Source organism: Legionella maioricensis (assembly GCF_023618015.1).
GTDB lineage: Bacteria > Pseudomonadota > Gammaproteobacteria > Legionellales > Legionellaceae > Legionella > Legionella maioricensis.
This window is the reverse complement of sequence record NZ_JAJKBJ010000026.1, coordinates 21,419-39,974: the sequence shown is the minus strand read 5'-3', so window position 1 is coordinate 39,974 and position 18,556 is coordinate 21,419. Positions and strand designations below refer to the sequence as shown.

Genomic DNA, 18,556 nt, shown 5'->3' with positions numbered 1-18,556 from the left:
TTTTTCAGCGCGTCGATCTCGGAGGTAAACTGCAGGGTCACCCTTTGCAATGCGTCCTCTGCAATATTTTTTTGGGTTTCTAATTCTTTTTTGTGCTCTTCAGCGGTGCGAACTGAAATAACATCACGTCCACTAGCCAGAGCGCTGATTAAAACATTCAGATCGCTACTTTGTCTGGCTACCTCTTGCATGACTATAAGCGGTATTTCCAATGCGGCTGGTTGAGCCATTTCAGCTTCATGATGAGGAGAAACTTCTTTTAATAATTTATTATAAAATGTTTTTGCCAGTGAAGGTTCTTCCGCATCTTTTGCCAATTTTGCAAAAAGACCTTGTTTCAGAGCAGTGGATAATTTTTCATTCTGTAATAACTCCTCTAATGCCCCATGGCTGTTCACATTATTCGCTTTTTCAATGAGCCAATCCTCATTAACCAGTAAAGCAACGATGCGTGCTTTTTGGGCTTCCTCGGATTTAAAATCAGGGGAGATTGCATCAAATAATTGATTCAGAATCTTGAATTGTTGGACTTCATTTTTTTCAGAACTGAGAAAATTTCTAAGCGGGTTAACTGGATCAGGATTACTCAATAAATGAACCAGAACCTTTTGAGGATCAGCACAGTTTTTCTTAATCTCGACTAATAACTCAGTCAGAGTAGTAAGTTGTCCTTGTTCTAAAACATAATTAAATAAATTTTTGCCATTATCATCAGTTTGGACCAAAAGTTCAGACCATCCCACCATCGTTAACTGAACAGTACTAGCTAACTCAAAGAGAGCAGTCACCCCTGGATAATTACCATTTCTTGCAGCAATCAAAACCGGATAAGCATGAGTACCAGCAGGTGGTTTTAATAAAAATTCTTTTGCAATTACCTCCTTGCCTTTGAGATCCGCCCAAGGAATAGCATCCAGGTTTTTCTTATCATTCAAGAAAAGATGATACGGGGAGGTATCATCTGGAGGATAAATCATTTTTAGTACAGTTTCGGCCTTAATATGACGAAACTTAACATTTACTTCATTGAATTTTGTAATAATTTGTTCAAATAGCGCTTTTTTACCCAGTACGGCGCACAGATGTAAGGAACTCTTTATAATTCCATCATAATGATCGGTATTTCCAGGCAATAAAGCTAATATTTCGGTCAATTGCTCTTTATTATTATTGCGAATAGCAATATGGAGACAATTCGTCGCCCATTTAACTTGCGGTGCGGTGTGAATATGTTTTTCGTCAAGGCCATATTCAACTAGCATTAATTCGAATATTTGTTTTTCCGAAGCGCCTGCAGCTTTTAATGCCTTAACCAAATCGGTAAAAACATCGGTCATCCCCTGTTCTGCTGCATAATGCAACAGGCCCTGTTCTTGAACAAGATCTATAAATGCTTTATTAGGTGAAGTTATTTTAGCGAGTAAACTACTAAGAATTTCTCCTTGACCTTGCTTAATACATTCTCTAAATAAATGACGACAAGGTTTCTCCTTTCCAATAAACTTGTCATTTAATTGCGCTTCGTTGATTGCCTCATCCAAGATAGCAATAGCTTTTTCTTTTTGTTGCTCGGTACTGGGATAAGTAGATAAGATTTCTATTCGTCTTAATTGACCTTCAAATGTTAGTAAATTATCTGAGGTGAAATGCTTTTTCTCGTGCTCGAGAAAAACTGATTGGAGGGTCTCTCCTTTTAAAAGAGCTGCTTTGTATCCTTGCTCATTGAGTTTCTCAAAACTGTTAACACATTGTTGAGCCGCTGCTAATTGCTCTTGCAACTGCGTTTTGGTGAATCCTGTACCACTGGCAACTACTTTGTTTACCTCAGTCAGAATTGCCTGAATGTCTTTGATAATTTTCTGCTCTGGACTGTCTGGGACTTTAGCTCCGTCGGTGGCTTGCAATTGTTCCTGTACCATTTGCAAACGACGATAGAGATGTAAAGGCTCACCTTCACGTTGATTGGAAGGGATGAACATTACCGCATCTTTTTTAGTATATGCAGCTCCTGTGCGTAAATCTTCTTCGGTTATTGTATCTGCCCCACAGGCAAAAAATTTGTTAAAATTCTCTCTTGAAGAAATTTTCAGCCCTAATGGTTTTCCTCCGTCAACATCTAAAACACCAGGGATAACATAGTCAGTAACAGCACGCCCTTTAACCAGAGTAAAATAGGCCTGACGATTACACACCCCAAAGGTCATCGCGGTGAGTGCCCAATCATCCATAGAAGAATCATAAGTCGTTAAGACTGTGTTCAGCGTAGGATCAGGTACGCTGCCATCTTTAGGTATAAGACTCCGATTGTCTCCCAAAACTTTATTGGGGCTGATGTACGGCAAAGTCCCATTGCGAGCACCGTGCAAAATTTGCAAGGTTGGATTAACCCCAAAGGTTATATTAGGCAGATCTATTTTTACAAACCGCCCATGGGCATCGCTGCATTCATTTTCTTTAATCGTAGTCGGAAGAGCCCCTTCAAATACCTCAGAAAAAATCGCAGCAGCGTTTGCACGGGAACCACCGTAGGATTGCACAAATCCCCCGGTTGCCCAGTCAATGAACTTGATCTGATAACTGCCATCTGAGTTTTTCTTATAAAGAAAATTCTCTGGTTTGATGTCATTATGAGAAAAATGCAAGTCTTGAAATTTCTGTGCTTCACCGACAATAGCTTGAGATAAATCTAAAGTATCTTTTAAAGAATCGAGGGGTTTTCCCTCAACCCGTGGATCTCGTTTTACAGGATCATGATAGGCAATATCTGGTTTAGCAAAGAGATTTAATTTTTTATTAGCGGTATCAGCAAAAGTATCACCTTTCGCACGTTCAGTTAAAATTTGATATTGCTGAGGCGTATCACTCTTGGAGAATAATAAGCCTGCTTCTCGCGGTTTATCTTTTTCAATCCAGTACTGCGTTTTTCCCGGTCCTTTTTGAGCGCTTTCAGCTTTGGAAAGGTTTTGCAGAACATCACTTTCAATGCGGTATAATGGATCATCTCGTGCGGTTATAGGGCGAGTCCGGAGCTCATTGCGGCTCTCATCTTTGAAGGTCGAGGTGTCATCGACGGTGGGAACATAACCTTTTTTTATTACCTGATTCAGACCGGACAGTAAACTTTCAACCTCTTTAACAGAACCGTATTGTCCGACCCCTAAAAGTCTGCTGTGAGTAAACAAGCGACCTTTTTTCCCTCCCTCTCCTGCATAGGCTTTGTCTAATCCCTCAAAAGGCGCGATTATCCCACGGGTACCACCGTAAGAAAAAATAAAATCTCCGCCCGGAGGCTTTATTAAAGAATAAGGAAGTTTTATGTTACCTAAATCAATTTCTACTGCTTTAACCAGTTTACCTTCAGCATCTAAAACATTTACCGTTTGTTTGCCGGTAACTGAATGTTTTACTTTAAAGCGGACTTCACTTAGATCCCGGTCTATACCTTTAGCAATTTGTTGTAAAATAGAAAAATAAGCGTCTTGCTCTGCATCTGTTATAGCAGGTTGGCCAGCTCGGGTACGCTCTATTAAGCAAACCATCTCTTCTGCCATACCCTTGATCTCCGCTTCCATGCGTTCGACCTCTTTCGCGGTTAATTTCAAAGTGTCTTGCATGGCACGATATTCTTCCAGGAAGATCGCTTCTACTTTTTTAGTAACGTTCTCTCCTGATTCAAAAGCCGCCGCTAATTCTTTGGATTTTTTCTCTCGTTCTTGAGAGGAAGTGGCAATGACTTTTGATTTTTTAATAACAGGCTTGACCTGTTCGGCTGCCAACTCCAGATTAAGTCCGGAAAGTCTGGTGTAAGCATCAGTGATGCTCTTCTCAAGTCCTGGAATATCCAGGGATTCCTTGTAACGACCAGCAACTAAATGGCCAAATGCAACGTTGAGAATGGATGCGGTAGGAGCCTCAACCTTCTTACCTGCATAGACAACTTGTAATGCCTCGATTCGACTCAATAATAATTCATTGTTCTTGGCTAAAGCCAACTGATTAATTTCTTCAAATGCAGTTTTGGGCGTTGGAATGGTGTCTTTGACAATCTTGTCTGCATATAGGGACTGTAATTCTTTGATTTTTCTTAATAATAATTCATGACTGTTTTCATCTTGGCTTGATGCTAATTGCTTAATTTCCATTAATGCATTTTCAAGACTAAGCAAAGTTGGGGCGTTTAAAGCCTCTGTAACAGTCTTGTCCTTGGATATAGCCTGTAATTCCAGTAATTTACGTAATAATAATTCCTGATTATTATCTAATTTCAAAAAGCTAATTTCTCGCTCGACTTTAGATAATCTTTGAGAAGCATCCTTTAGACTAGCGAGAAGTCCTGGTATTCTTAATGCGTCCTCTGAACGCCCTGCATCCAAGTGCTTAAATGCGGTCTCCAGAGTGATGGCGGTAGGAGCATAAACGCTCTTTCCAGCATAGATAACTTTTAATTCCTGGATTCGCTGCATTAACGCATCAGTCTTCTTACCTAAAGCTAACAGCTTTATTTCCTCAAATGCAGCCCCGGGCGTTGGAACGACATCTTTGACAATCTTGTCCGCATATATCGATTGTAATTGCTTTATTTTTCCTACTAATAACTCATGACTGTTTTTACTTTCCTTTAATGCCAGCGTGTTAATTTCCTCTAATGCCTTTTCCAGACTGAGTGAGGTAGGAGCGGTCAAAGCATCTTTAACACGCTTAACCGCATAGAGTTCCTGTAATTCATGTAATATACCCAATACTAACTGCTTACTATTACCTTGAGGTTTCAATTGGGAAAGTTGAGAGTACTGGGCTAAGTTAACCGCTTTTTTAAGATTATTAAATTCTGCGTTATAAGCTTTTGCTTGTTCGATTGTCAGTTTTTTAGTTCTTTCTAATTCAGTAAGCTGCGTTTCTATATCGGATAATGATTTGCCTTTAATTGGAGTATAATGAAGTTTCTCTGTAAGCGCCTTATCAGAAGTAAAGGCCCCCATGATAGAAGATACTCCCCACCCAAATCCACCACGGTCTTGAATAATCTTAAACAGTCGGTCTACAAAATCTTCATCCATTTTGAAAAAATAGAGATTTACTTCTATTTCTCCATTAGGCAAAACGGTTACCTGTGGTCGAGCCAACTCCTCAACAAGCATCTTTCGAATATAATCTTTGATGTCCTTCTCTCTTTTAGTAAAGACCTCTTTACCTATCGGTATGTCCCCCTCTTCCTTGCGGTTTTCCTTGTCATAAATCCTTTCCAAAATTTCTTGTAATTTTCTATACTCAGGCTGCTCATTCGTATACTTTTTTAGTTTCTCTTTAAAAGGTCTATCCTCTTGCCCCAGATAGCGCTGTTCTGTTAGAGAAGAGGCTGTCTTCTCTGAAACTTTGCTTTTGGTAAATAACTCAACCTCTTCAATATTCCTCGCCCAGAATAAATCACGCGTCAAATTGCTTTCTGTTTTCTTCGCATATTCTCTACGATCTTCTTGTCCAAATCTTAAGGCATTAAACAAAGTTTTTCTGGCTTTAAGAACATTGATTTTATCATCGCTTGCCCAGTCCCCGGCCTGCGTTATTTTATATTTGGCTTCGACCCCAGCCAATAAATCCCCAATTGATGTGCCATTGGTCGCTTTATAATTACTTAATCCATCTATAACAGAAGACTGACCTACAGGAGGAAATTTAGAATTTAAAGCGGTGATAAATTCTTGATATTTTTTGTATTGAGGCAATTCAGCTGCCGCATCTATTGTGTTGCAATCACGTCGGACTATTTCATAAAGCCCCATATGGACAAGTCTTTGACATTGACTTCGTAATGCAACATTGTTGGGATTACGGTCATACATGGCAATCGCTTGCTCGACCATATCCTTAATGTTGGGCAGCAATAAAGTCTGCAACTGGGTTTCTTGTTCGGCTGGATCGAGTTTAAATAATACTTCTATGTATAATGCCGTTTGGAATTCTTTAATAACGGGTGGGGCATCAGAAAGAGTATAGGCCAGATGGCTTATGTCACGGAAATTCTCAGCAAACGTTTTAACAAAAAGATCAGGATCACCAATGACTGTTTTGGCCGTAAGAATCTGTTGGCTGTACTCCTGAGTAAATAGTCCTATCTGAGTTTGGATTCGCGATTCAAGCTCTTGCTGTTTTTCTCTGTATCGTTCTAATTCGCTATTTGCAAACTCATTATCAGGAATACTTTTAGGTAGCTCACTTAATCCTTTTTGGACGGCTTTTTGTTCTTCGACCAACTCTTGATAAGCGGCGGCAATTAAAGAATTTCTAAGAAGTATTGCTGAGTCACTAGAAAAATTAATGGCATTAATACCATCAATAAATTTTTTACTATATGCCATATCAATGACCCCACAGTGGTCGCATAATAATAATTCGCTAATATCTTAATTTTACCCCTAAATTCTTAAGGTAAAATTAATGATCTCTCTGAGTATAGAACAATCACACTGTATTATGGGCCCAGTGAGTTCATTAATTAAACCAAGTAATCAAATTATGGCTTAAACCTGTGAAATATACTTTAGTTGATATTCAGAATAATTTAAAAATGCTGCAGGTTTGCTCTTTTCAGGGGTAACAAATTAGCAAGCCTATAGCTATACGACGAAGATCAAATAGAGTTACAATCGGTTATTGATCCTGAGTGCTTACCATTAATCTTATTTAAAATGATTGAAGAATTGATGAATCCATTGTGGGATTACTCGCTGAAACTTTATGCCAATGAAGACATCAAGCAATTATGCCTTGCTATACAGGATTGCTATGATATTAATGTAAATATTGTATTGTGGTGCTGCTGGTATGCCTCGGAACGAGGTGAATTCAGTCAAGAGTTTCTAAATCAAATTTTAACTGACAACGCCCCATGGCATGCTCATGTGACTCATCAATTAAGACAGGCCCGTCAGTGGCTGCGAAACCAGCACCAAAATAAATTCGTTCAACCCTTCCGCCACCAGATATTACAATTGGAAATCACTTCAGAAGCCTTTCAACAAAAACAATTGTATGAATTGTCTATAAATCAGCATAAAACCACTCATAATAGCATCAATGCCAATATCCCCAATGCAGCACGCGCTAATCTGCAGAGGTATTTTAGTACCTTGACTGCAAAAATAAGTGAGTCTCACTGGCATCTTATTGAAACGAACTTACTAACCAGGATATAGAATATATTGGCCAGGTCATCTCGAGCAGCCGCGAGAGATCTCCAAAACAAGCCCTGAGCTACATTTCAGGAGATCTCTCGCGGCTGCTCGAGATGACGTGCTATTGGTTCGAGGTAACGTGCTATTTGCTCGAGATGACGTCCTAAAATCTAATAAAAATCCTTACATTACTTCAATTGACAACCTGAGGAACTGCTACAATAATTAAACTTACTCTTCAAAAAGGATTTAGATATGTCAAAATCATACGATACTCTCGCCATGTATTCTTTTCCCAGTGACTTGGATGACGCGGACCGCAACAAAATAGCTCAAGCCATAAACCCATTAATTGCTGATGTCTTTACTCTTTTTGTTAAGACAAAGAACTTCCACTGGCACATGTCCGGTAGCCATTTCCGTGATTACCATTTACTGCTAGATGAACAGGCCGATCAAATCTTTGCGATGATTGATGTACTTGCAGAGCGTGTAAGAAAATTGGGCAAAAATACGATTCACTCCATCAGCCAAATAGCCCAATTACAAAAAATAAAAGATAACAATAAAGATTACGTAGCGCCGCAGGAAATGATTGAAGAACTCATGAATGATAATAAAAAGCTGACTCAGCACATGCGTTTGGCACATGAAGTCTGCGATAAAGGTAATGATGTGGCAACAGCCAGTCTGCTTGAAAATTTTATTGATGAAACAGAAAGAAGAGCCTGGTTTTTATTTGAAACCCAAATAGACTGAGTTGGAAATCCTTTATTCTATAAACAGTTGGGCTAGAAATAATCACTCATAGGCGTCAAGCTAAGACAATTTAGGTTATTTTTCTTTCTTCAGGCGGGAATCCATTCCCGTTTTAGCAAATGCTAATACAAAGATTGATCCCCGCCTACGCGGGGATAGGTTATTTTAAATTAAACTGTTCAAATAAACATTATATTGGCCAATTTGCAAGCCATGATAGACGCAACTTCCCAATTTGAGTTAATATAGCCGGCTTACACCTATTTGTTCTATCATTAAACTCACTATGCCTAAAACTCCTGATCATACAAAGCTTATCTCCTGCGTTGTTCCTGTTTATAATGAAGAGGCCTTGATTGCAGAGTTTGTCACTGCCTTGGATAAAACACTTAAAGAATTGGCTTATCCTTATGAAATAGTGATTGTCGATGACGGCAGCCGAGATAATACGCTGGCAATTATTTATCAACTCAAATCCCAGTTTCCTATTCGTTATATTCGTTTTAGTCGCAATTTTGGTAAAGAAAAAGCCCTCAGTGCGGGTTTGGATCATGCCAGGGGCGATGCGGTTATTCTGCTGGATGGTGATTTTCAACATCCTCTGGAGCTGTTAGCAGAATTTATTGCCAAGTGGGAAGAAGGGAATGACATGGTCTACGCTGTTCGTCAAAACCGTGCCGATGAATCCTGGCTAAAACGAACCTGCGCCAAAGCCTTTTATCAACTCACTTCAAAAATAAACCGCATTAATATCCCTGCTAATGCAGGAGACTTTAGGTTACTGGACAAAAAAATAGTGAGCGCACTGCAGAAACTACCAGAGCGTAATCGGTTTATGAAGGGTTTATACAGTTGGGTAGGTTTCAAACAAGTTGCTATTCCTTTTGAAGTACAACCCCGTAAATCGGGTACTTCTCAATGGAATTTTTATTCGCTACTCGATTTAGCCATTACAGGCATTACCTCATTTAGCGCCTTTCCTTTAAGAATGATAGCTTTAGGTGGCATGGGTGTAGCCAGTATTGCGATGCTCTATGCGGTTTGGATTATTCTAAGCACGTTCATATTTGGTATACAGACGCCAGGTTGGGCAACTATAGTCACAGCAATTAGCTTTTTTGGCGGACTGCAATTATTTGCTTTAGGGGTGGTAGGAGAATATATCGGAAGAGTCTTTGATGAAGTCAAACACCGGCCATTGTACATTATTGATGAGGAGTCCAGTTTCGATGACCACCTCTCTTAAATTACCTCACCGCCTGATTTATTTTGGTGTTACTGGGGCAAGTGCTGCCGCCGTACACATTCTAACGGTATTAGGCCTTGTAACCTACATGGAGGTCAGACCGCTAATCGCTAATATATTTGCGTTTTTGCTTGCATTTAACGTGAGTTTTTTAGGCCATCGATATTTCACTTTTGCAAAACTTCATAATCAAAAACAATTAAGTTTACCCCATTTTTTTCTGGTTGCGTCTTCAGCGGGAATAATCAACGAACTTCTTTACTTTTTATTACTGGACTATACCCCTTTAAGTTATTTGATCGCACTGATTATTGTTTTAGGATTAGTCTCTATTTATAGCTTCATCCTCTCCAGATTTTGGGCTTGTCGATAAAAACAGACGGACTCGATGTTCCTGACAATCATTGACAAACTCATCGCTCAAGAAATAATTCAATTCGATTAAACGAGTCATGGAAGGAATTAAACAGTCACCTGGATGACACATAATGAGCGTATCGGAAGGAACTAAAGTCAGCCAATGCTTGAATAATGCTGGGTAATCAGCGTCTGGAGCAAAATCATATACGCCGGCAAAATAATGATGATGAGGAATAGTTAATTTTTTGAGCTCGGCATGCAATTTTCTCCCCCCTGCCATAGCCAATATCATTCCTTTAAACCAATATTTAAAAATAGTAATGGAGGGATAAGTGGAACGTATCCAGGCTCTGTGAGGTTTTATCCGTTGTTCATAAATATCCAGAATCACCCTTCTTATACCAGGGAATTGATGCACATGTTCATGGCCATCGATAAAGTCAGGCATTTCGCCCATCATTTGGATAAAGTGATCCAGCTGAGCATTAAATTCTTTAGCGATTAAGTCAAGATTCAGCAGATGTAAATGCGATTTAATAAGTAAGTTATTTAAACTGAAACAAGGTCTTTCTGGTTCAGACAAGAAATAACCTTCTGTTAGATTAAAATGTAAACCGGTCTGTACTTCTCTTTTTAAAGCACATAAATCTTTGGCATGAAGATTAAAGTCAGGCATATTGGTCATGCAACCTACTGCGGACAAACGACGCATCTGCACTAACTTTAAAATTCCTTGAGAAACCCCCGAATTTAATCCAAAGTCATCAGCACATAACACTATCGTTTTAAAATCACTCATTACAGATTTCTACTCTAAAAAGAAGTTAATCATATACTCATCTGCAGTGATTTTGCGATAATTTTATTTTCAGGCTTCATTGGGTTGCGCTTTGACCATAAAAAAGCGAGGGCTTAAGATATTAATGCAAAGTCCACTAACCACTAATAAACCGGCATTCAGTTTCCATAACTGGAACGGCTCTCCAAGGAGCAGAACGGAGCTTAAAATACCAACGACAGGAACTAATAAAGTAAAGGGAACGATCATTCCTACCGAATAACGCGCGAGCAACCAATTCCATATGCCATAGCCTATCCAGGTTGATGCATAAACAATATAAAAAAGTGATCCTATTCCCTGCCAAGTCACTTGATTATAGCTGGTAACAATACGCTGCGGTCCTTCAAAGAGTAAAGACAGGAGAAACATGGGAAAACATGCTACAAAGCTGCCCCAAACAATTACAGCAATAAAGTTGGTTGTTTTAATTTTTTTGGTTATCAAATTCCCAATTCCCCACGTCGCTGCAGCCGATAAGATCAATATAAAACCCAGCAGCGATACATCGGTATCGAAATGCATAGCGACTAAGCCAATGCCCATGAAAGCAACCAATGCCCCTACTACTTGGCTGATACTCGGTTGTTCACCTAAAAAGAGCACAGCAAAAAACATACTAAAAAACACTTGTACCTGCATCAGTAATGAAGCCATTCCCGGGGTCATACCTGCATGCATTCCCATGAAGACCAGAGCAAATTGCAAAGCAAACATCACTAATCCATACAAGGCAACAATTCTAAAGGGCCCCTCAGGTGGCTTTATAAAAAAAACAGCAGGAATGCTGGCTAAGAAAAACCGTAATGCACAAAGTAATAGCGGCGAAACTTCTTCCAGGCCTAACTTTACAAAAATAAAGTTAAGTCCCCAGATAACTACCACTAATAAAGTCAATAAAAGATGGGAGATAGGCATTATTAATTCAATTTATTTAAAAACGAACCTATTTTAACTTAAAAACAAAACTATTGCTAAGAAATATAATGCATTGTATTAAAAACAATCAAGTAATAGAACCAATTCGTAAACCCAACCTCAGATACTTATGTCGCATACTCACTCTATTTATTATGAAAAAGTAACATTACAAAAACAGAAGATATAGCCAATCCGAATAATAGAAAAAATGTGGCTTCAAAATGTCCTGTTATCGAGATGAGCACCCCGGTCAGGGTTGGTGCCAGGAATCCTGCAATCGCAAATACCGCATCCATAATGCCCAACGCTGAACCAGCCCGTTCTTTAGCAATATCAATATTAACTGCATAAAAAGAGGCATTGGCACTCATGGCAAAACCTACCGCTAAAGAAATAAAAAACATGGCATAAAAAACGTGATGCGTTAATAAAATAGGAAGAATGCATAACGCGGATAATAATTGAGTGATAATAATGGGGTAGGAGCGAGACAAACGTAAACTTTGAGTTTTCTTAAAGACATAATCCGATAAAACGCCAACACCCCACATCAGCAGTGCAGCAAGTAACCAGGGAGCGATGGAGTACATTCCAATCTGGGTTAAATTAAGCTGATATACCTCATGTAAATAACGAGGCAACCAGGTCATAAAAAAGAAAAGATAATAACCAAATACAAAAAAAGACCAGTTATTAGCTAATAAAGTTTTATTAAAAAAAAGAAATCCCCAGGACACCTTTTCCGGAATATCTTTTGATTTAATGATCACTTCCTCTTGTAAATAGGCCAATTCCAATTGATTTACATGGGGTGAGCTTTCTGGTTTATCTTGAAACAACCACCACCATATCGGGATCCAAACAAGAGCAAGAACCGTTAAGAAATAATAAGTTCCCCGCCATGATAAGGTTAAAATAAGAAAAGACATAATGGGACCACCCAGAGCAAGGGCAACGGGTACAGAAATTAATGCAAAGGATAAAGCACGGTTACGCTCTTGCTCGGAAAGCCAATCACTAATCGCTCGAGTCATTGCGGGAAAATTAGGTCCTTCTGCTAAACCTAAAACGATCCTTGAGAGGAGCACCATGAAGAAACCCAATGCCATCCCCGTTAAGAGAGAGCCCACCCCCCAAAAAAAAATGGAGACCATCAAGGTTTTTTTGGCGCCAAATTTATCTGCAGCGATGCCACCTAAAAAGGTAGTAAATACATAACCCACACCAAAAGCGCCCAACACTAAACCAATTTGCCAATCCGATAAATTAAAATCTTTTGCAATATTATCAATAGCATAAGAAATGGAAGCGCGATCAATATAATTTATAAAAGTGATTAAAAATAAGAGGGTGACTATTAACCAGCGAAAATTTGATCTCTTTAAATCCATATTATCCCTTTTGAGTTGAGGGTCGATTGACTCCGATTACCTGAATCAGTTTTACACGGATAAAAGCTCCATTCCATAAAAATTTTAACTATTTTGTATCTTATCTATATCGAGATACAATGAACATAAAATCCTTAAGAACTCGTTATGAAAGAAATTATTCTCGCTACCTCCAACTCTGGAAAAATTAAAGAATTTCAGCATTTATTGGCACCGATTCAATGCATTGCCCAAAATACTTTAGGAATACACAGTCCAGAGGAAAATGGATTAAGTTTTATAGAAAATGCCATCATAAAAGCCAGACATGCCAGTTTATTAGCAGATAGGCCTGCCCTGGCAGATGATTCGGGCTTAGTAATACCTGCACTTAACGGAGAGCCCGGTATTTACTCCTCGCGTTATGCCGGGGTAGGTGCCACTGATCAAGACAACATCAAGTTACTCTTAACCAATATGGCTCACATACATTCAGAACAACGACAAGCTTTTTTTTATTGCGCGATTGTCCTGGTTCAACACGCGACCGACCCTACCCCCATCATTGCTACAGGCAGATTCGATGGCAGCATCAGTACACGCCCGTCTGGGAAAGAAGGTTTTGGCTATGATCCAATATTTTATGTAGCTGAATACCAATGCACAGCAGCTCAATTACCTGCTACTATAAAAAATACCATCAGTCATCGCGCAAAAGCCCTAAACCAACTACGCGCCCTTACTCCGAATTTATAATGAACAGTGAAATCGAAGCCCTTTTTGCCAAAGCCTATCAACTTCAATACGAAGGTCAGTACCCCCAGGCTATTAGCCTTTATAAAAATATCCTGACCCAGATGCCCAACCATCCTGAAGCCTTACATTTTTTAGGCTTAACTTATGCTCAATCAGGAGACATGGACAACTCCCTACTTTATTTATTACAAGCACGAACGGTTCAGCCGGATGATCCTGTTTTACTTAATAATCTGGCTAATGCTTATAAAAAAAATCGCCAGTATGAAGAAGCCATTAATTATTATCAGCAGGCCATTGCGCTAAATCCTGAGTATGCCCAGGCTCATAATAATTTAGCAACCCTCCATGCTTTGCAAGATAATTATCAACAGGCACTGAGCCATTATGTTAAAGCCGTCAATGCAGAACCTGATTTTAGTGCCGCTCATTTTAATTTAGGCTTATTATTACTACGGAATAATCAATTAGCCGCCGCGAAGACTCAATTTAATAATGTTATTTCATTAAACCCTGAGCATACTGATGCTCAATTTTATTTGGGCGTTTTAAATCTTGAAGACAATTTACTCGCTGAGGCTGAGCAATGCTTTCAAAAGGTTTTAGAGCAAGATAACGAACAGGTAGAAGCATTAACTAATCTGGGGGTTATTGCTCTGAAAAGAGAGCAAAATCAACTGGCTGTAGACTATTTCACTAAAGCTCTGGCTTTGGATAATGAGAATATAGACGCCCGCAATAACTTAGCCGCCACGTTTATGCATCATGACCGTTTTGAAAATGCTTTAATGCATTATGATGTATTATTAATCAAGGATCCCAATAATATAGAATATTTATACAATTCCGGTGTAGCCCAAATGGCCTTAGGCCATTTGAATGAAGCCATCATTTTTTTCGAGAAAGTTCTGAGCTTGCAAAGCCGCCATACGCCTTCGCTGAATAATATGGCCGCTATTTATCTAAAAATGGATCAACGGGAAACTTCTCGTGAATATTTGAGACAAGCACTGGCCGTTAATCCCCAAGATACGATTAGCAAGCACATGCTGAATGCGATATCAGGCTCCAAAGAGGCGAATACTACTCCTGAATACGCGCAGAATTTATTTAATAATTATGCTTTGTATTATGAGCAGCACATGAAGGGGCAATTAAACTATTCCATTCCTCAACATATTGGAAGAACGATTCATCAGCTGGAACTAATCCAAGTTAATAAAACTCTTGATTTAGGATGTGGGACAGGGTTAACCGGAGTAGTTCTACGCGAAATAAGTAAACACCTGACTGGGGTGGATATCGCGGAAAAAATGCTCGCTCATGCTAAAGAAAAAGGAATTTATGATGTATTAACTCAAGCGGAATTAACCGAGTTTTTAAAACAAAATAAACAGAAATTTGATTTAATAGTCGCTGCCGATGTCTTACCTTATTTTGGTGATCTCGATGCGCTATTTAAGGCAATTCAGAAACACTTAAATAGCGAGGGCCATTTTATATTTACTACGGAAATAAGTAAGACAACGCCTTGGTTTCTTGAACCTAGCGCTCGCTTTAGCCATCATCCTGATTACATCAAAGACTTGGCAGAACGCTATCAATTCCAACTGGATAAACAAGAGAAAGTACCGGCTCGTTTACAAAACCAACAACCTTTAGAAGTAATGCTTTATGTCTTAAAAAAGGCAAACGAGTCCCACAAAGCCCTGAGCGCCTAATGCGCCAACTTAAGGATCAATCCAGTGGGTAATTGTAGTCTGCTTGCTTGCAACCGGGCTACAGCCCCCTTCACCGCGAGCCACACGTTGTCATCTCGAGCGATCCCCCGTCATCTCGAGCACTAGCGAGAGATCTCCCGAACATGGCACGGTGCCAGTCTCCCGTTAACGCTGGTGCTGTTGCATAAATCAATTTCCGTACCCTACATCCCGCGGCTTGGTCGCGGGACGTAGAGAGAAGGGCCAGAAGATTTATACAACAAAGCACCATCGTTTATGATGAAGGTAGCGCACTATTAAAAAGGTAAATCCAACCGATTATCAACCAAGTGGATTTGCCTTTTAAATAAATGCTGAATTTGTTTTAAATTATCTTTATCAATCGCCTCAAAACGAGCCACCAGACAAGGAGTCGTATTAGAAGCACGTAATAATCCCCAGCCATTAGCAAATTCAACTCGCAGACCATCAATAGGAATAATGCGTGCCTCTGAAAATTTCGCCTCTTCACTAAAACGCTTCATAAAAACAAATTTGTCCTCATCGGCTATAGCAATTTTTAATTCAGGAGTATTAATACTATTAGGGATTAGTTCAAATTGCTGACTAACAGTTAATGACGAGGAGCTGATAATTTCTAATAAACGACAGGCACTATATAAAGCATCATCAAATCCATACCAACGGTCCTTAAAAAACAAATGCCCGCTCATTTCACCAGCTAAAGCAGCCTGTTCTTTCTTCATTACCGACTTGACTATGGAATGACCTGTGGGACACATTTTAGCAACACCGCCGGCCTCTAGAATAACTTTTTCCAAGTGACTGGAACATTTGACATCAAAAACTATGGTGGCCCCTGGAAGACGGCTTAATAACTCTCGAACATAGAGCATCATCAAACGATCAGGCCAAATCATGTCGCCTTCATTAGTGATCAAACCCAAACGATCGGCATCTCCATCAAAAGCCAGTCCTATATCCGCCTGATGTGCTATAACCGCTTTTTTTAAATCCGCTAAATTAGCCTCTATAGTGGGATCGGGATGATGGTTTGGAAATCGTCCATCCACGTCACAATATAAGGGAATAACTTCACACCCTAATGCCGAAATGACTTGCGGTATAATCGGTCCGGCAATACCGTTTCCACAATCAACAACCACTTTTAAGGGACGTTTTATTTTTATATCACTCAGGATGCGCTGAGTATAATTATTCATCACATCAAGAGCAGTTTCTTTACCGCAACCAGTCACTCGTTTACCTGAAACCACTAAATCATAAAGAATATCGATGTCTTCTTGAGTTAAAGTTTTACCGGCTAATACCATTTTAATGCCATTATAATCTGCCGGATTGTGACTTCCAGTGACCATTAATCCACTGTCTATGCCCTGAGAATGAGTTGCGTAATACATCACAGGTGTAGCAACTGAGCCTAAGTCCACGACATCAATGCCACTATCAAGTAAGCCCTTTTTTAAGGCTAAAGCCAAAGCTGGACTGGTTAAACGACCGTCCTGGGCAAGAAAGATTTGATGGCGTTCTAATTTTTGCAAATAGCAAGCCAAAGCCAAACCAATGCTGTAAAACGAATGCTCATCCAAATCTTGTCCTATAACCCCTCGAATATCATAGGCTCTAAAAACTGAACGGTTAATTTGTTTTTGCTGATAAATCATTTAGTGTCTCCCGGAGCTACCAAATCCACCGTCTCCCCTGCTGCTTTCCGTAAATGTTTCCACAATTTCAAAAGCCGCCTGAACCACTGGGACGAAAACCAATTGGGCAATTCGTTCGCCCGGATTGACCGTAAAATGTTCCTGACTTCGATTCCAACAAGAAATTTTCAATTCACCTTGATAATCCGAATCAATTAATCCTACGAGGTTACCCAAAACAATACCATTTTTATGCCCCAATCCGGAGCGAGGCAGAATAACTGCTGCCAAATTAGGATCAGCAATGTAAATAGAGAGTCCGGTAGGTAACAAAACCGTTTCCTGAGGTGCGATTTGAATGGGATCGGTGATGCAAACCCTTAAGTCCAATCCTGCTGATCCATCGGTGGCATACGCAGGCAAAGGAATAGTATCCCCAATTTTTGAATCCAGAATTTTTAATTGAATGGCCTTTAACATGATTATTCCTGATGAGTTTAATGCACGCCATTTTGCAGAGTTGCGGCGAGGATTGCAATAATTTGTCCTGCCAGACGCACTTTATGGGTTAGTGGCAATTCGATCTGCTTATTTTTTGTAATCACAGTCACTTGGTTCACATCGCTTTCAAACCCGAGCCCTTTACCTACTTGATTTGCAACGATCATATCCAGTTTCTTTTCGCGTAATTTTTCTTTGGCATAATGAATCAGATCGTTAGTTTCAGCAGCAAAGCCCATCACAAAAGAAGCTGTGCCACTTGCAGCCACAGTGCTAAGAATATCGGTGTTTCTTATGAGCTGAAGACTCAACTCACTGTGATCTTTCTTCTTCATTTTTTCTACAGCTGGTGATTTTACCTGATAATCCGCAACAGCGGCGGTACCGATGAAGATAGAACCAGTTTGCATCTGTTTCATTACCTCATCCAACATAGACTGAGCTGACGCCACCTTAATAAGTTCAATTCCTGCGGAAACAGTTAACATGCTGGGCCCACTAATCAGGGTAACTTGCGCCCCAGCCATGGCGGCTGCTTCTGCCATGGCGTACCCCATCTTGCCAGAACTGTAATTACTTAAATAACGAACAGGATCTATTGGCTCACGAGTAGGGCCGGCTGTAATCACCACTTTTTTGCCAACAAGCAGCTGATTCACTTCATACAAGCGTAATGCATTAATAATTTGTTCCGCCTCACTAACGCGCCCTAGTCCCTGCTCCCCACAGGCTTGCGCCCCTTCTTCAGGGCCAACAAAGACTACTCCTCTCTCTTGTAAGAGATCGCAGTTTGCTTTAGTTGCAGGATGTGCCCACATGCTTCTGTTCATGGCAGGACACACGATGACAGGAACTTCAGCAACAAGATACAAAGTAGAGAGTAAGTCATCGGCTATCCCTTGAGTCATTTTGGCCAGATAATTGGCTGAGGCTGGAGCTATAAGCAAATAATCGGCCCATCGTGCCAATTCAATATGTCCCATAGCACGCTCTGCTTGGGTATCAAATAAATCAGTACGTACCTCATTGCCTGATAAAGCCTGCATTAATAAAGGACTAATGAATTGTTGCGCTGCCTGGGTCATTACTACGCGAACCTCCGCGCCAAGACGAGTTAACTCTCTTACCAGATAGGCTGATTTATAGGCAGCAATACCGCCACAAACACCAAGAAGGATTTTTTTATTAATAAAATCTTGCATGACTAACCATTTTTGATAAGAATAGCTCCGATCAAAGCATAAACTT

At 39.9% G+C, this 18,556-nt stretch carries 13 protein-coding genes; 6 read left to right on the top strand and 7 right to left on the bottom strand.

The genetic code is table 11. From position 1 onward, the window contains the following. The coding region (locus tag LOX96_RS15345; protein WP_250456381.1) for a protein kinase family protein at positions 1 to 6,356 on the bottom strand (6,356 nt) is incomplete at its 3' end. A 345-nt stretch (positions 6,357 to 6,701) separates the two neighbouring features. On the opposite strand from LOX96_RS15345, the gene LOX96_RS15340 reads away from it, so the two are divergent. The 4 genes from LOX96_RS15340 (at position 6,702) to LOX96_RS15325 (ending at position 9,550) form a co-directional block, all read left to right on the top strand. Beyond that, complete coding sequence (locus LOX96_RS15340) at positions 6,702 to 7,193, top strand: TIGR02444 family protein (RefSeq protein ID WP_250424627.1); 492 nt, start codon at positions 6,702 to 6,704, stop codon at positions 7,191 to 7,193. A gap of 234 nt (positions 7,194 to 7,427) precedes the next feature. After that, positions 7,428 to 7,931 (top strand): Dps family protein, encoded by a 504-nt coding sequence (locus LOX96_RS15335; RefSeq protein WP_250424626.1) that lies wholly within the window; start codon positions 7,428 to 7,430, stop codon positions 7,929 to 7,931. Positions 7,932 to 8,217: 286 nt separating this feature from the next. Continuing rightward, a complete protein-coding gene (locus LOX96_RS15330) occupies positions 8,218 to 9,177 on the top strand; it encodes a glycosyltransferase family 2 protein (protein WP_250424625.1) in 960 nt (319 codons plus the stop codon). Beyond that, positions 9,161 to 9,550, top strand: a complete 390-nt coding sequence (locus tag LOX96_RS15325) for a GtrA family protein (protein ID WP_250424624.1) — start codon at positions 9,161 to 9,163, stop codon at positions 9,548 to 9,550. Before LOX96_RS15330 ends, LOX96_RS15325 begins: the two co-directional genes overlap by 17 nt. Here the strand turns inward: LOX96_RS15325 and LOX96_RS15320 are convergent. The 3 genes from LOX96_RS15320 to LOX96_RS15310 all read right to left on the bottom strand — a co-directional run bounded on the left by LOX96_RS15320 (position 9,500) and on the right by LOX96_RS15310 (position 12,687). Beyond that, entirely contained in the window at positions 9,500 to 10,336 is an 837-nt protein-coding gene (locus tag LOX96_RS15320) for a ChbG/HpnK family deacetylase (RefSeq protein ID WP_250424623.1), read from the bottom strand. The two genes, LOX96_RS15325 and LOX96_RS15320, sit on opposite strands and share 51 nt — an antisense overlap. Positions 10,337 to 10,405: 69 nt before the next feature. After that, positions 10,406 to 11,293, bottom strand: a complete 888-nt coding sequence (locus LOX96_RS15315) for an EamA family transporter (RefSeq protein ID WP_250424622.1) — start codon at positions 11,291 to 11,293, stop codon at positions 10,406 to 10,408. 146 nt (positions 11,294 to 11,439) lie between these two features. Then, entirely contained in the window at positions 11,440 to 12,687 is a 1,248-nt protein-coding gene (locus tag LOX96_RS15310) for an MFS transporter (RefSeq protein ID WP_250424621.1), read from the bottom strand. A gap of 147 nt (positions 12,688 to 12,834) precedes the next feature. Between LOX96_RS15310 and rdgB the strand changes: the two genes are divergently transcribed. Beyond that, entirely contained in the window at positions 12,835 to 13,422 is a 588-nt protein-coding gene (gene rdgB, locus LOX96_RS15305; protein ID WP_250424620.1) for an RdgB/HAM1 family non-canonical purine NTP pyrophosphatase, read from the top strand. Continuing rightward, the gene (locus tag LOX96_RS15300; protein WP_250424619.1) at positions 13,422 to 15,143 is read left to right on the top strand and encodes a tetratricopeptide repeat protein; all 1,722 of its coding nucleotides are present in this window, start codon (positions 13,422 to 13,424) and stop codon (positions 15,141 to 15,143) included. The genes rdgB and LOX96_RS15300 overlap by 1 nt, the downstream gene beginning before the upstream one ends. A 296-nt stretch (positions 15,144 to 15,439) precedes the next feature. Here LOX96_RS15300 and LOX96_RS15295 read toward each other — a convergent pair whose 3' ends face one another. The 3 genes from LOX96_RS15295 to coaBC are packed head-to-tail and all read right to left on the bottom strand — an operon-like array spanning position 15,440 to position 18,510. After that, complete coding sequence (locus tag LOX96_RS15295; protein ID WP_250424618.1) at positions 15,440 to 16,828, bottom strand: phosphomannomutase/phosphoglucomutase; 1,389 nt, start codon at positions 16,826 to 16,828, stop codon at positions 15,440 to 15,442. Further along, the gene (dut, locus tag LOX96_RS15290) at positions 16,829 to 17,287 is read right to left on the bottom strand and encodes a dUTP diphosphatase (protein ID WP_250424617.1); all 459 of its coding nucleotides are present in this window, start codon (positions 17,285 to 17,287) and stop codon (positions 16,829 to 16,831) included. Positions 17,288 to 17,304: 17 nt separating this feature from the next. Next, positions 17,305 to 18,510 (bottom strand): bifunctional phosphopantothenoylcysteine decarboxylase/phosphopantothenate--cysteine ligase CoaBC, encoded by a 1,206-nt coding sequence (coaBC, locus tag LOX96_RS15285; protein ID WP_250424616.1) that lies wholly within the window; start codon positions 18,508 to 18,510, stop codon positions 17,305 to 17,307. Positions 18,511 to 18,556: the final 46 nt, after the last annotated feature.